The sequence below is a fragment of the Egicoccus halophilus genome (assembly GCF_004300825.1).
GTDB classification, from domain to species: Bacteria; Actinomycetota; Nitriliruptoria; order Nitriliruptorales; family Nitriliruptoraceae; genus Egicoccus; species Egicoccus halophilus.
In genome coordinates, this window is sequence record NZ_CP036250.1 from 1,086,053 (window position 1) to 1,100,509 (window position 14,457).

General features: G+C 73.1%; 13 protein-coding genes. 10 read left to right on the forward strand and 3 right to left on the reverse strand.

Features of this window, described 5'->3' with window-relative positions; translation table 11 throughout:
- Nucleotides 1–197: 197 nt before the first annotated feature.
- A complete protein-coding gene (locus ELR47_RS04920; RefSeq protein WP_130648877.1) occupies nucleotides 198–2,420 on the reverse strand; it encodes an NADP-dependent isocitrate dehydrogenase in 2,223 nt (740 codons plus the stop codon).
- An 882-nt stretch (nucleotides 2,421–3,302) separates the two neighbouring features.
- Here ELR47_RS04920 and paaA point away from each other — a divergent pair.
- The 8 genes from paaA to ELR47_RS04960 all read left to right on the forward strand — a co-directional run bounded on the left by paaA (nucleotide 3,303) and on the right by ELR47_RS04960 (nucleotide 11,172).
- A complete protein-coding gene (paaA, locus tag ELR47_RS04925) occupies nucleotides 3,303–4,250 on the forward strand; it encodes a 1,2-phenylacetyl-CoA epoxidase subunit PaaA (protein WP_130648878.1) in 948 nt (315 codons plus the stop codon).
- Between the two features lie 11 nt (nucleotides 4,251–4,261).
- Nucleotides 4,262–4,612, forward strand: a complete 351-nt coding sequence (locus tag ELR47_RS04930; RefSeq protein WP_130648879.1) for a hypothetical protein — start codon at nucleotides 4,262–4,264, stop codon at nucleotides 4,610–4,612.
- Between the two features lie 2 nt (nucleotides 4,613–4,614).
- Entirely contained in the window at nucleotides 4,615–5,442 is an 828-nt protein-coding gene (paaC, locus tag ELR47_RS04935) for a 1,2-phenylacetyl-CoA epoxidase subunit PaaC (protein ID WP_229730694.1), read from the forward strand.
- Nucleotides 5,439–5,987, forward strand: a complete 549-nt coding sequence (gene paaD / locus ELR47_RS04940) for a 1,2-phenylacetyl-CoA epoxidase subunit PaaD (protein ID WP_188584448.1) — start codon at nucleotides 5,439–5,441, stop codon at nucleotides 5,985–5,987. The genes paaC and paaD overlap by 4 nt, the downstream gene beginning before the upstream one ends.
- Nucleotides 5,988–6,050: 63 nt before the next feature.
- Nucleotides 6,051–8,099 carry a phenylacetic acid degradation bifunctional protein PaaZ gene (gene paaZ, locus ELR47_RS04945; protein ID WP_130648881.1) on the forward strand — a complete coding sequence of 683 codons (2,049 nt, stop codon included), beginning with the start codon at nucleotides 6,051–6,053 and terminating at the stop codon, nucleotides 8,097–8,099.
- Entirely contained in the window at nucleotides 8,096–8,944 is an 849-nt protein-coding gene (locus ELR47_RS04950; RefSeq protein WP_130648882.1) for a 3-hydroxyacyl-CoA dehydrogenase family protein, read from the forward strand. The genes paaZ and ELR47_RS04950 overlap by 4 nt, the downstream gene beginning before the upstream one ends.
- A gap of 5 nt (nucleotides 8,945–8,949) precedes the next feature.
- Entirely contained in the window at nucleotides 8,950–10,263 is a 1,314-nt protein-coding gene (gene paaK / locus ELR47_RS04955; RefSeq protein ID WP_130648883.1) for a phenylacetate--CoA ligase PaaK, read from the forward strand.
- Nucleotides 10,264–10,599: 336 nt separating this feature from the next.
- Nucleotides 10,600–11,172 (forward strand): dienelactone hydrolase family protein, encoded by a 573-nt coding sequence (locus ELR47_RS04960; RefSeq protein WP_130648884.1) that lies wholly within the window; start codon nucleotides 10,600–10,602, stop codon nucleotides 11,170–11,172.
- Between the two features lie 4 nt (nucleotides 11,173–11,176).
- On the opposite strand, the gene ELR47_RS04965 is transcribed toward ELR47_RS04960, so the two are convergent.
- Together ELR47_RS04965 and ELR47_RS04970 are read right to left on the reverse strand one after the other, a co-directional pair.
- Nucleotides 11,177–11,758, reverse strand: a complete 582-nt coding sequence (locus ELR47_RS04965) for a TetR/AcrR family transcriptional regulator (protein WP_130648885.1) — start codon at nucleotides 11,756–11,758, stop codon at nucleotides 11,177–11,179.
- Between the two features lie 85 nt (nucleotides 11,759–11,843).
- Nucleotides 11,844–12,803 carry a helix-turn-helix domain-containing protein gene (locus ELR47_RS04970; protein WP_130648886.1) on the reverse strand — a complete coding sequence of 320 codons (960 nt, stop codon included), beginning with the start codon at nucleotides 12,801–12,803 and terminating at the stop codon, nucleotides 11,844–11,846.
- 147 nt (nucleotides 12,804–12,950) lie between these two features.
- Here ELR47_RS04970 and ELR47_RS04975 point away from each other — a divergent pair, with 147 nt between their 5' ends.
- Together ELR47_RS04975 and ELR47_RS04980 are read left to right on the forward strand one after the other, a co-directional pair.
- Nucleotides 12,951–13,304, forward strand: a complete 354-nt coding sequence (locus ELR47_RS04975) for a hypothetical protein (protein ID WP_130648887.1) — start codon at nucleotides 12,951–12,953, stop codon at nucleotides 13,302–13,304.
- A 105-nt stretch (nucleotides 13,305–13,409) separates the two neighbouring features.
- Nucleotides 13,410–14,438, forward strand: coding sequence for a lysylphosphatidylglycerol synthase transmembrane domain-containing protein (locus ELR47_RS04980; protein ID WP_130648888.1), 1,029 nt, complete (start codon nucleotides 13,410–13,412; stop codon nucleotides 14,436–14,438).
- The last annotated feature ends 19 nt before the right edge of the window (nucleotides 14,439–14,457 follow it).

The window sequence follows — 14,457 nt, forward strand, 5'->3', positions numbered from 1 at the left end:
CCGGGTCCTCGGACCAGCACGCTAGCAGCGGCTCGCGCGGCGACGCCGGGTGGATCCGGCGTCGGGCCGGGCCGACGCAGCGCGGCGCCGATGCACCGCGGTGCGACGACGGAGAGGAGCGCCGGAATCGGCGCTCCTCTCCGTCGTCGTCGTGGGTGGGCTCGGGTGCGGATGCCGTGGGCCCGTCCGGGGTCGCCTCAGGCGGCGAACCCGTCGAGGATCCCGTTGAAGGTCGCGCTCGGGCGCATGGCCTCGGTCACCTTGTCGCGGTCCACCCAGTAGTAGCCGCCGAGCTCGACCGGCGAGCCCTGTGCGCCGGCGAGCTCCTCGACGATCGTGTCCTCCTGCTCGCCGAGCTGCTCGGCCAGCGGCGTGAAGGCCTCGGCGAGCTCGGTGTCGGCGGACTGCCCGGCGAGCTCACGCGCCCAGTACAACGCGAGGTAGAAGTGGCTGCCCCGGTTGTCGAGCTGGCCGACCTTGCGCTGCGGCGAGCGGCCCTCCTCGAGCAGGGTGCCGATCGCCCGGTCGAGGGTGTCGGCCAGCACCTGCCCCTTGGGGTTGCCGGCCTGCTCGGCGAAGTGCTCGAAGGAGACCGTCAGCGCCAGGAACTCGCCCAGCGAGTCCCACCGCAGGTGGTTCTCCTTGACGAACTGCTGCACGTGCTTGGGCGCCGAGCCGCCGGCACCGGTCTCGAACAGCCCGCCGCCGCGCATCAGTGGCACGATCGAGAGCATCTTCGCACTGGTGCCGAGCTCGAGGATCGGGAACAGGTCGGTGAGGTAGTCACGCAGGACGTTGCCGGTCACCGAGATGGTGTTCTCGCCGTTGCGCGCCCGCTCGAGCGTGAAGCGGGTTGCCTCGGCCACCGGCAGGATCTCGATCTGCAGGCCGTCGGTGTCGTGCCCCTCGAGCTCGACCTCGACCTTCTTCAGCAGCTCGGCGTCGTGGGCGCGGTCGCGGTCGAGCCAGAAGACCGCCGGCCAGCCGGTGGCACGGGCCCGGTTGACGGCCAGCTTCACCCAGTCGCGGATCGGGGCGTCCTTGGTCTGGCACATGCGCCAGATGTCGCCCTCCTCGACGTCGTGCTCGAGCAGGGTGTCGCCGTCGGCGCTCACGACCCGGACGGTGCCGGCGGCCGGGATCTCGAAGGTCTTGTCGTGGGAGCCGTACTCCTCGGCCTTCTGCGCCATCAGTCCGACGTTGGGCACCGTGCCCATCGTGGACGGGTCGAAGGCCCCGTGCTGCTTGCAGTGCTCGATCGTCTCCTGGTAGAGCGCGGCGTACGAGGAGTCGGGGATGACCGCCTTGGCGTCCTGGGTCTCGTCGTCGGCGTTCCACATCTGGCCGGACGTGCGGATCATGGCCGGCATCGAGGCGTCGACGATCACGTCGGACGGCACGTGCAGGTTGGTGATCCCGCGGTTCGAGTCGACCTGCGCCAGGTCCGGACCGCGCTCGTAGGCGGCCGCGATGTCGGCGGTGATGGCCTCGCGCTCGTCGTCCGAGAGCTGGTCGAGGGCCGACTCGAGGCTGGCCATGCCGTCGTTGGCACTGACGCCGAGCCGACGGAAGGTGTCACCGTGCTGCTCGAACAGCTCGCCGTAGTAGGCGCGCACGGCGTGCCCGAAGATGATCGGGTCGGACACCTTCATCATCGTGGCCTTGAGGTGCACGCTGAACAGCACGCCCTGCTGCCGGGCGTCCTCGACCTGCTCGCGCAGGAACTCGACCAGGGCCGCCTTGCGCATCACCGCCGCGTCGATGACCTCGCCGGCCTGCAGCGGCGTGGACGCCTTGAGCACGCTCGTCCCGCCGTCGGCGTCGACCAGTTCGATGCGCACGTCGGTGGGAGCGTCGACGGTCGTGGAGCGCTCCGAGCTGCGGAAGTCCCCGCGGCCCATGGTGGCGACGTGGGACTGCGAGTCCGCGGACCACTCACCCATCGAGTGCGGGTGCTTGCGGGCGTACTCCTTGACGGCCGACGGCGCGCGCCGGTCGGAGTTGCCCTCGCGCAGCACCGGGTTCACCGCGCTGCCCTTGACGGCGTCGTAGCGGGCCCTGGCGTCACGCTCGTCGTCGTCGGCGGGCGACTCGGGGTAGTCGGGCAGGTCGTAGCCGGCTGCCTGCAGCTCCTTGACCGCGGCCTTGAGCTGCGGGATCGAGGCGCTGATGTTGGGCAGCTTGATGATGTTGGCCTCGGGCGTCTTGGCCAGTTCACCGAGCTCGCCGAGGGCGTCGGGGACGCGCTGGTCCTCGGGCAGACGGTCGGCGAAGGCGGCGAGGATGCGCCCGGCCAGCGAGATGTCACGCGTCTCCACCTCGACGCCCGCGGCGCCGGCGAAGGCCTCGACGACGGGCAGCAGCGAGTGCGTGGCCAGCGCCGGTGCCTCGTCGGTGTAGGTGTAGATGATCTTGGTCATGTGGGAAGCCGTTCCACGTCGTCGTCGCCGGCGGTGGTGACCGGCCCGGGGGGCGCGTCGACGCGCGCGCAGGGGCCATCCATCCGCCGGGTGCCGGGGACGTCCACAACCTACTCGCTGGGTGGCAGCGACTCGTACGGCCGCTCGGCGCCGGTCGACGGGCTCGGGCGCCGGTCGACGGCTCGCCCGGCCGGCCCGACGCGCAGGCTCCGCCGGTCGCCGTGCCCGGACCGGCACGCGCGGTCGGCCGGCACGCCTCCCGAACGTGCCGGCCGACCGGGGCCACCCCCCACGACGGCGTCGATGAGCAGTGTAGGCCATGTGGCCACTGTCCGCTGCGGTGCACGGACTAGTGCGCGCACGGCGGTCGGCCGACGTCGAGCGACGTCCTCGCGGCCCCGGACGCTCGTTGCGACCCGGGTGCCGCGCGTCGAGCGTGGACGCGCGCGAATGCCCCCGGCGCGCCGTCCCCAGGTGTGGAGTCGTGGAACGACGGAGATCGTTCACGACTCCACGCATGGAAGGTTCGTCGCGACCCGAGTCGGACCCGTGGAGTCGTGGAACGGGTGGCGTCTTCCACGGCTCCACGGATGCCGTGGAGGGCGCCCGCGCCGGCGGCTGGCGCCGCCACGACGTCGAGACCTGCCCCACGCGTGGCGGCGAGCGGGGGAGTCGCGGTGTGGCGGAACAGCCGTCATGCGGGGGTTGAGTCCGACGAGGGCCTGCGGTACCCTACCGACCGAACGTTCGGTTCGGCCGCGTTCGGTTCGGCGTCGGTTCGGCAGTTCACGCGCGGGGCCATGCGTTGCGGCGCACGATCCGCGGCGGCGCACGCACGGCCGGTCCGGGCGCCCGAGAGTTTCGACGACGAGAGGCGAGGCGATGGTCGCGGCAACGCAGACGACCGACGAGCAGCGGACCGAGGAGTTCCTCGCGCACCTGCACGCCGGCGGCAAGGTCGAGGCGACCGACTGGATGCCCGAGACCTACCGGCAGCTCAACCTCAAGTTCATCGAGATGCACGCCAACTCGGAGATCATGGGGGCGCTGCCGGAGCGCGAGTGGATCGCCCGGGCACCGTCGCTGCGTCGCAAGCGCTCGCTGGCCGCCAAGGTCCAGGACGAGGTCGGCCACGCGCACCTGATCTACCGCGTCGCCGAGACGCTGGGCAAGCCGCGCCAGCAGATGTACGACGACCTCATCGCCGGTCGCGGCAAGTTCCACAACGTCTTCCACTACCCGACGCACTCGTGGGGCGACGTGGCCTGCATCGGGTTCCTGGTCGACGGCGCCGCGATCGTCACCCAGCGGGCGTTGCTCGAGACCTCCTACCTGCCCTACGTGCGCGTCATGCGCCGCGTGGTCGCCGAGGAGTCGCTGCACTACCGCCACGGCGAGGACATCATGCTCGCCATGGCCAGCGGCACCGACGAGCAGTTCGCGATGCTCCAGGAGGCGGTCAACCGCTGGTGGGAGCCGATCATGCACTTCTTCGGCACCGACGTCGCCGCCGAGGACGACCCGATGATCCACTGGGGCGTCAAGAGCCGCACCAACGAGCAGTCGCGCCAGGAGTGGATCAACACCTACGTCCCGAAGATGTGGGACATGGGCATCGAGACCCCCGACCCGGCGCTGCGCTACGACGCGGACACCAAGGCCTGGTCCTACACCGAGCCGGACTGGGACAAGCTCAAGCAGATCGTCAAGGGTGAGCCGACCCCGGCGACCGCCTCGCGGTTGTACTGGCGCCAGGCGTTGGCGCGTGACCACGAGTGGGTCCGACAGATCGTCACCGGTGACCGTGCACCGGTCGTCGCCGCGGCCTGAGGAGGACCGTCATGCCCGTCTTCGAGGTGTTCGGCCGCCGCAAGGCCGACGACCCGCTCGAGCACGTCGGCGCCGTCCACGCCGCCGACGCGCAGACCGCGCTGCTGCTCGTGCGCGAGACCCACTTCCGCCACAAGGAGGGCGTGGACTACGCCGTGGTCCCCGCCGACCAGCTGTTCCGGCTCGGTGACCCGTCGCTGGTGACCCACGAGATCGACATGGACTACCGGCTCCAGGCCGGCTACTCCGGGTTCCGGGAGAAGCGTCAGGCGGCGCGGGAGGCCGCCGACCGCCGCGGCCGTTCGCACCTGCGCGAGCGTCCGGCCCCCGGCCGCAACGCGAACGCGAAGGTGGAGGTGTGACGATGTCGAGCGTGCTCACCGGCCCCGACCTGGCGTTGCCCGACCTGCACACGCCGCGCGCCCAGGTCCTGCTCGCCGTCGCCGACGACAACCTCGTCACCGGCCACCGTTCGTCGCACTGGACCGGTGTCGCCCCGTCGCTCGAGGAGGACCTCGCCTTCTCCACGATCGCCCAGGACGGCATCAGCCACGCCGACCTGTGGTACCGGGTGCTGCTCCAGGGCGCCGGGTTCGACGGCGACCTGCGCGCCGGCGTCGACGCGCTGGGTCTCGGCCGCGACGCCGACGGCTACCGGCACGCGGTCGTGTGCGAGCGGCCACCCCGGGACTTCGCCTTCACCCTGGCGCGGCACTGGGTCCACGTGCACGTCGAGGCCGCGCGGCTGCAGGCACTGTCGGGCTCCAACGACGCCGAGGTGGCGGCCCTGGCGATCAAGCTCGCCCACGAACTGCGCTACCACCGCGAGCACGCCGATCACTGGTTCGCCCGACTGACCGGCGACGACGGCGCCCGGGGCCGGTTCGCCGACGCCCTGGCGGTCGTGCTGCCCGAGTCGTTCGGACTGTTCGAGCCCGCTCCCGGCGAGCACGAGGCGGTCGCCGACGGTGTGTTCCCCGGTGGGCACCCCGGTCTGCGGCCGGTGTGGCTCGAGTCGGCGGCGCCGGTCCTGGTGACCGCCGGGCTCGGGGACCTCGTCCCGGCCGACGACGCGCAGGCGCCCGCCGAGGCAGCCGGTGGGCGTGCCGGCCGCCACACCGCCGACTTCACCGACGACGTGTGGCCCGAGATGACCGCGCTGTACCGCGCCGACCCCGGAGCCCGGTGGTGACCACCGGCAGCACCACCGTCGACCCCGTCGCAGTGCGTCGGGCGGTCGAGGACGTCCCCGACCCCGAGCTCCCGCCGGTCACGATCGGCATGCTCGGCATGGTCCACGACCTCGCGGTCGCCGACGACGGCACGGTGCGGGTCGAGCTGCTGCCGACCTTCTCCGGCTGCCCCGCGACCGAGATGATCGAGCGCGACGTCGTCGACGCGGTGCGCGAGGTCGACGGTGTCGACGCGGTCGTGGTCCGCTTCCGCTTCGACCCGCCCTGGACGCCTGACCGCATCGACGCGACCGGACGCGAGCGGCTGCGCGAGTTCGGCATCGCCCCACCCGGTGGCGCGGTCCCGAGCCCGCGGCCGGAGGGCCGGCCGGCGCTGCCGCTGCTCGTCACCCCGTCGCCGGCCGCGGACGCCGACCCGCGACCGTGCCCGTACTGCGGCGCCACCGACACGGTCCGCGACTCCGACTTCGGCCCGACGCCGTGTCGTGACCTACGGTTCTGTGAGCAGTGCCAGCAACCGTTCGAGGCGTTCAAGACCTTCTGAACGGCGCGCCGGCCGCCCGGGGAAGCGGGCGTCGGCGCGCCGACGAGTCGTGAGGAGAGCACGATGGCAACCGACGCGCCCCCGGCGCTGCAGAGCTACGTCGTCGGCGAGTGGGTGACCCCGGAGGGCGACGGCGAGCCCGTCCCCAACGCGCTGACCGGAGAGGTGCTGGCCGTGAGCACCGCGGCGGGCATCGACATGGGCGCCGTGGTGCGCCACGCCCGCGAGGTCGGGGGGCCGGCCCTGCGCGCGCTGACCTTCCACGAACGCGCGGCGAAGCTCAAGGAACTCGTCGGCGTCATCGCGGCGCACAAGGACGAGCTCTACGCCCTGTCGGCGCAGACCGGCGCGACGCCCAAGGACGCCTGGGTCGACGTCGACGGTGGGATCGGCGTGCTCGCGACCTACGCGTCCAAGGTGCGGCGCGAGCTGCCCAACGCGCACGTCGCCGTGGACGGTCCGCCCGAGCACCTGTCCAAGGACGGCAGCTTCCTCGGCCAGCACGTCTGGACGCCCAGGCACGGCGTCGCCGTGCAGATCAACGCCTACAACTTCCCCTGCTGGGGGTCGCTCGAGAAGCTCGCGCCCGCACTGGCCGCGGGCATGCCCGTGATCGTCAAGCCGGCCCCGCAGACCGCCCAGGTCGCCGAGGCGCTCTACCGTCACGTGATCGCGTCGGGGGTGTTCCCCGAGGGCGCCATCCAGTTCGTCGCCGGCCACCCGGGCGACCTGTTCGACCACCTCGACGGTCGCGACGTGGTCGGGTTCACCGGCTCGGCCGCCACCGCCGAGGTGCTGCGCGGACACCGGGCCTTCACCGCCCGCTCGGCGACGTTCGTGACCGAGACCGACTCGCTCAACGCCTCGGTCCTGCTGCCCTCGGCCGCGACGGACGACGCGCACGTCCAGCGCTTCGTCAAGGAGATCGCGCGCGAGCTGACCACCAAGGCCGGTCAGCGGTGCACCGCGATCCGTCGCGCACTGGTCCCCGAGGCGGCGGTCGACGCGGTCGTCGAGGGGCTGCGCGAGCGGCTCGCGAAGGTCACCATCGGGGACCCCACCGACGAGCGCGTGCGCATGGGGGCGCTCGTCAGCGCCTCGCAGAAGCAGGACGTCGAGCGCACCATCGAGAAGCTGCTGGCCGGCTGCCGCAAGGTCGTCGGCGACGACGAGCCCGAGCTGATCGGTGACGTCGCCCCCGACGCCTTCCTCGCGCCGACGGTGCTGCTGCTCGAGGACCGCGGGTTCGACGCCGTCCACGAACTCGAGCCGTTCGGCCCGGTCGCCACGCTGATCCCCTACACCGACGCCGACGAAGCGGTCGCACTCGTCCAGCGCGGCGGTGGCAGCCTCGTCACGTCGGTGTTCGGCGACGCCTCCGACCCCGACGCCGCCACGCTGTTCACCGGGATCGCCTCCCACCACGGGCGGCTGCTGTTCGTCGACGACGTCAGCGCCGATACGCAGACCGGCCACGGCACCCCGCTCCCGCACCTGGTCCACGGCGGGCCCGGCCGGGCCGGCGGTGGCGAGGAGATGGGCGGCGTGCGCGGCATGCACCACTTCCTGCAGCGCACCGCGTTGACCGGCTCGCCCGAGCTGATCACGCGCCTGACCGGTCGCTACGCGCCAGGCGCGCCGCGTCACCTCGACGTCGACCACCCGTTCACGCTGACCTACGACGAGCTGCGGATCGGTGACGCGCTCGAGACCGACGAGCGCGAGATCACGCTCGACGACATCGAGGCCTTCGCGGCGCTGTCCGGCGACACCTTCTACGCCCACATGGACGAGGAGGCCGCCAAGGCCAGCCCGATCTTCGAGGGCCGGGTCGCCCACGGCTACTTCCTCGTCTCGGCCGCCGCCGGCCTGTTCGTCAAGCCCGAGCCCGGGCCGGTGCTGGCGAACTTCGGCCTCGAGAACCTGCGGTTCCTCACCCCGGTGTACCCCGGCGACCGCATCAAGCTGTTCCTGACCTGCAAGGACAAGGTCACCCGCCGCGAACCGGACCAGGGGACCGTCACCTGGGACGTCGAGGTCCTCAACCAGGACGGCGACGTCGTGGCGGCGTACGACGTGCTCACCATCGTCCGCCGTGAGGTGTCGTCGTGACGGCGCCCACCCGGGCCGGCGTCGCCGGCGGCGGCACCATGGGCGTCGGCATCGTCCACCGGCTGCTCGCCAACGACGTCGAGGTGGTGCTCGTCGAGCGCGACGACACCGAGGCCGCGGCGGCGCGCGAGCGGGTCGCCGGCAGCCTCACCCGTGCGGCGCAGCGTGGCTACCTCGACGCGGACGTGGACGGACTGCTGGCGCGGCTGGCCGTCGCCGGGACCCCCGACGCGTTGGCGGACGTCGAGGTGGTCGTCGAGGCCGTGCCGGAGGTGCCCGGGCTCAAGGCCGAGCTGTTGGCCCGGATCGAGGGCGCGGTCGCCGACGACACCGTCATCGGCTCCAACACGTCGTCGTTGTCGATCGACGGGCTCGCCGGCGGACTGCGGCGGCCCGAGCGGTTCTGCGGCATGCACTTCTTCAACCCGGTGCCGGCCTCCGATTTGCTGGAGCTGATCCGGGGTGCCGACACCGGTGCCGACGCGATGCGCACCGCGGCCGAGCTCGGTGAGCGGCTGGGTCTGACCACCATCGAGGTCGGCGACGCCCCCGGGTTCGCGACCTCGCGGCTGGGGGTGGCGCTCGGGCTCGAGGCCATCCGCATGGTCGAGGACGGCGTCGCCTCCGCCGAGGACATCGACACCGCCCTGCGGCTGGGCTACAAGCACCCGGTCGGGCCGCTGCGCCTGACCGACCTCGTCGGCCTCGACGTCCGGCTCGGGATCGCCGAGTACCTCGCCGCCGAACTCGGCCCGCGGTTCGAGCCGCCGGCGCTGCTGCGGCAGATGGTCGCCGACGGCAGGCTCGGCAAGAAGTCGGGGCAGGGCTTCTTTCCCTGGGAGTGACACGCATGCAGAACCTGACGCCGCCGCGCGAGACCCTCGACCCGATCGAGATCGCGTCGGTCGACGAGATCCGCGGGTTGCAGCTCGAGCGGCTGCAGTGGTCGCTGCGGCACGCCTACGACGCCGTCCCGCACTACCGCAAGGCGTTCGAGGCCGCCGAGGTCCACCCCGACGACCTGCGCTCGCTGGACGACCTGGCACGCTTCCCGTTCACGGCGAAGCAGGACCTGCGCGACAACTACCCCTTCGGGATGCTCGCGGTCCCGCAGGAGCAGGTGGCGCGCGTCCACGCCTCGTCGGGCACCACCGGCAAGCCCACGGTGGTCGCCTACACCGCCGCCGACCTCGACGTGTGGGCGTCCGTCGTGGCGCGCTCGCTGCGGGCCTCGGGCGTACGGCCCGGGATGAAGGTGCACGTGGCCTACGGCTACGGGCTGTTCACCGGCGGGCTCGGGGCGCACTACGGCGCCGAGCGGCTCGGCTGCACCGTGATCCCGGTCTCGGGCGGCATGACCGAACGACAGATCCAGCTGATCGTGGACTTCGCCCCGGAGGCGATCCTGGTCACGCCGAGCTACATGCTGGCGCTGATCGACGAGATGCGGGAGCAGGGCGTCGACCCGGCGGCCACCTCGCTGCAGGTCGGCGTCTTCGGTGCCGAGCCGTGGACCGACGCCGTGCGCCGCGAGGTCGAGGACACCTGCGACATGCACGCCGTCGACATCTACGGCCTGTCCGAGGTGATCGGTCCCGGCGTCGCCAACGAGTGCGTCGAGACCAAGGACGGCCTGCACGTCTGGGAGGACCACTTCTACCCGGAGGTGATCGACCCGGTCACCGGGAAGGTCCTGCCCGACGGCGAGGAGGGCGAGCTGGTCTTCACCTCGCTGACCAAGCAGGCCATGCCGATCGTGCGCTACCGCACGCGTGACCTGACGCGGCTGCTGCCGGGCACGGCCCGCAGCATGCGGCGCATCGAGAAGATCACCGGCCGCAGCGACGACATGATCATCCTGCGCGGGGTGAACCTGTTCCCCTCGCAGGTCGAGGAGCTGCTGCTCGACGTGCCCGGCCTCGCGCCGCATTTCGAGTGCGTGCTGAGCCGCCCCGAGCGGATGGACCAGCTGACCGTCCGTGTCGAGGCCCGCGACGGCGAGTTGACCGCGACCGACGAGCGCGAGCGCGCCGCCGCGACGTTGCGGGAGCGGGTCAAGGCCCGCATCGGCGTCAGCGTCGGGGTCGAGGTGGTCGACCCGGCCGCGATCACGCGCTCCATCGGCAAGGCCAGGCGCGTCCGCGACCTGCGCGAGCCGCGCTGACGCGTCGACCGCACCCGCCCGTCGGGTCCGGGCCGCGGCGTGTGGTGCGGTTTCCCGCGCCGGTGACGGAATCCGTCGGGGCGGCGGGTCGGGGCTGCGGCGTGTGGTGCGGTTTCTCGCGCCGGTGACGGAATCCGTCGGGGCGGCGGGTCGGGGCTGCGGCGTGTGGTGCGGTTTCTCGCGCCGGTGACGGAATCCGTCGGGGCGGCTGGGTCCGGGCTGCGGCGTGTGGTGCGGTTTCCCGCGCCGGTGACGGAATCCGTCGGGACGGCGTCCCGGACCGGATCGGTCCGGGTCCGGCCCTAGGGTGGCCGCGACGACGGAAGGAAGGCGAGCATGGTCGACGTCGTGGTGTTCCACTCGGCGCTGGGACGGCGCCCCGCGATCGAGGCGTTCGCCCAGGTGCTGCGCGAGGACGGGCACACGGTCGCCGTCCCCGACCTCTACGCCGGTGCGACCTTCACCGACGTCCACGAGGGCGTCGCCGAACGCGACCGCATCGAGTTCACGACCCTGCTGGCGCGTGCCGAGGCCGGCGTGCTCAACCTCGCGCCGGAGCTGGTGTACGTCGGGTTCAGCATGGGCGCGGCGCCGGCGATGCTGCTCGGCGGCAATCGGCCGGGGACCCGCGGCATCGTGTCGGTCCAGGCCGCGATCACGCCGATCGATCTCGGCCTGTCGCGTTGGCCCGCTGGCGTGCCACTGCAGCTGCACCACGCGCCGGGGGACCCGTGGCAGCCCGACGACGAGGTCGCAGCCCTGCGCGACGCCGTCCCCGACGAGCTCGTCGAGTACCACGAGTATCCCGGCACCGGCCACCTGTTCATGGACCCCGACCTCGACGTCCACGACGCGCCGGCGACCGAACGCTTCACCGCCGCCGTCCGCGCCTGGCTCGCCGAACGCTGAGGTGTCAGCGTTCCAGGCCGCCGAGGGTCATCTCGACCAGGGCGTCGGCGACCTCGTCGGCGCTGGCGCCGCGGCCGGGCCGGTACCACTCCACGAGCGAGTTGACGGTCCCGAACAGCAGCCGGGTCACCAGCGCCGGATCGAGGTCGTCGCGCAGGTCGCCGTCCGCGATCGCCTCCGCGACCAGATCGGCGACCCGGCGGTCGAACTCGCGACGACGGGCCAGGGCGGCCTGTTCGGTGGGGGTGTTGCCCCGCACGCGCAGCAGCAGCGTCACGAACGGCAGCTCGCGGTCGAGCACGGCCACGCTGCGGCGCACCACGTGCTCGAGGCGGTCGCGGGCACGGCCCTCGGCCGCCCCCGGCTCGTCGAGGACCGCGAACAGCGCCGACAGTGCGCGGTCGAGGGCGAGGCCGAGCAGGGCCTCCTTGCCCGCCACGTGGTGGTAGATGCTCGACTTGGTGATGCCGAGCGCGGCGGCCAGGTCGCCCATCGAGGTGCCGTCGTAGCCGCGCTCGTTGAACACCTGCACGGCCACGTCGAGCAGCGACGTGGCCGAGTAGCTGGGGCGGGCGGCGGCGGGCACGGCGCGTAGTCTGGCACATCGACCGGTCGCTCCCGACGCGTGCTCCCGAACGCCTGCTGCACGCGCCGCGGTCGCCTGCGGCGGTTCAGGCACCGCAACGGGAGCCGGCGAAGCAGCGTCGGTAGGCCGACGGGGTGGTGTCCAACTCGCGCCGGAAGTGCTCCCGGAGGTTGGCGGCCGAGCCGAAGCCGGCCCGTCGTGCGACGTGGTCGACGTCGAGGTCCGAGGTCTCGAGCAGTTCCTGCGCCCGCTGCAGGCGCTGCACGAGCAGCCACCGGAACGGGGTCGTCCCGGTGGTCTCCTTGAAGCGGCGCGCGAAGGTCCGCTCGCTCATGTTGGCCCGCGCGGCGAGCGACGCGACCGACAGGTCGTGCTCGAGAGAGCGTCGTGCCCAGGTGAGGACCCCGGCGAGCTCGTCGGGACGGACACGGGGTGTCGACGCCCCGTCGATGAACTGGGCCTGCCCGCCCTCGCGATGTGGTGGGACGACCATCCGTCGGGCGACGACCCGGGCCGCCTCCGCGCCGAGGTCACGCCGCACCACGTGCAGCGCCAGGTCGATGCCGGCCGCCGTCCCGGCGGAGGTCAGCACGTCGCCCTCGTCCACGAACAGCACGTTGGGGTCGACCTGGACGCGGGGGAAGCGGCGGCGGAACTCGCCGGTGAACTTCCAGTGGGTCGTCGCCCGGCGTCCGTCGAGCAGTCCGGCCTCGGCGAGCACGAACGCCCCGCTGCAGAACGACAGCACCCGTGCGCCACGCGCGGCGGCCGCGGCGACGGCCGCGACGACCGACGGGTCGTTGGGTCGGTGCACCTCGCCGCCGGGGACGACCACCGTGTCGGCCCGGGACAGGACCGCGAGGTCGTGGTCGGTGTGCAGGCGGGCGCCACCGACGATCGCGGCGACCCCACCGGCCGACGCGAGCACGAACTCGTACGCCCAGCCGGGGATCTCCGGTCGCGGGCTGCCGAACACCTCGGCGGCGACGGCGAACTCGAACGGGTCGGCGCCGTCCGGGACGACCGCCGCCACGAGGTGCCCCATACGTCCGCGCTCCCGATCGGGGCCGCTCCGGACCGCCGGGAACGACGACGCCGGGAGTGGCAGGATCCTTTCGAGCATCGTCGCTCCTGCCACTCGTCCGGGTCAAGTCCGCAGCGCAAGGTCGTGGTCGACACGAAAGGCACGACCATGCGCCATCCCTCCACCACCCGCGACTCCGCTCCCACCCGCGACCCCGCTCCCACCCGCGACCCCGCTCCCACCCGCGGCCCGCTCGGGTCGGCGTCCACCGACACCGGCGCCGGCCTGACGCTGCGCACCCGGCTCGACGACCTCGCCGCCCGCGTCGCGACCGAACTCGAGACCGGCGCGCTCGACGCCGCCTGGACGCGGACCCGGGCACTCGAGCGCCAGGCGTGCACCGACGTCCCCGACGGGCAGGGCGGTGCGCGGCCGCCCGCACCCGTCATCGGACGTCGGTTCGCCGCGGCCCACCGGCGGCTGCTCGCGGCGGCGTCGGCAGCGGCCCGTCCCGCCGCCTGACCGGGGTCGGCTGCCCGGGCCCGTGTCCGCGGTCGCCTAGCGTCCGGCGCCAACGACCGCGGTGGACCGAGACCGGCCGCGGACCGGACGGGCGGCGGAGCAGGCGTGACGGACGAAGCGGGCGCGGACGCGTCCTCGAGCTCGGCGAGTCCGCGTCGACGCCTCGCCATCGGCGCCGGCCTGGTGGTGGTGACGTACACGGTCGGACTCGCGTTCGTCGGGATCCAGGACGCGCTCGAAGCGGTCCGCCGGGCCACCGTCTGGCCGCTGCTGCTCGCCCTGCTGCTGGAAGCGGTGACGCTCGTGACGCTGGCGCAGGTGCACCGCAGCAGTGCCCTGGCCGTGCGTGGCCGACTACGACAGCCCGAGGCGCTGAACGTGTCCATGTCCGCGTTCACCGTGAGCCAGACGGTGCCCGGCGGCGGAGCGGTCGCCGGCGCGCTGATCGTGCAGCGGCTGCAGCGGTTCGGACTCAGCGCGCCGCAGGCCACCGCCAGCATGGTGCTCACGGCCACGCTGGCCACGGTGACCATCGCGCTGATCGCGGCCGGGGGGATCTGGCCGGCGTTCCTCGACGCGGAGCTGCCCGGGATCGCGGTGGTGGGCGTCGCCGCGCTGGTGGTGGTGCTCCTCGCCGTCGTGGCGAGCGTCGTGGCCGTGCTGCGCTCGCCGTCGGTGGCCGATCGGCTGCTGGGCCGTCTCGGTCGGCTGCACCGCGTGCTGGCCGAGCGCGTCGACGGCTGGCGCCGGTCGCTCGACGTCGTCCACGACGACCCGCCGACGCTGGCGCGGCTGCTGCGGGTGATCGCCTGGTCGTCGGTGAACTGGTCCGCGGACATCGCGGCGCTGGCGCTGGTGTTCCTCGCCTTCGGTGACGGGGTGTCGCTGACGGTGCTGCTCGTGGGGTTCGGCGTGTCCCAGCTCGGTGCGGCGATCCCGGTCACCCCCGGTGGGGTCGGGTTCGTCGAGAGCGGCATGGTCGGGGCGTTCGTCGCGCTCGGGACGCCCGCGTCCGAGGCCACCACCGTGGTGCTCGTCTACCGGGTGCTGGCGGCCTGGCTGCCGGCCCTGGCCGGCACCTCGATGCTGGTGCGGCCGCCGGCGGCAGCGACGCCGGACGCGGGTGCCGGCTGACCGGACGGTGCCGGGACGT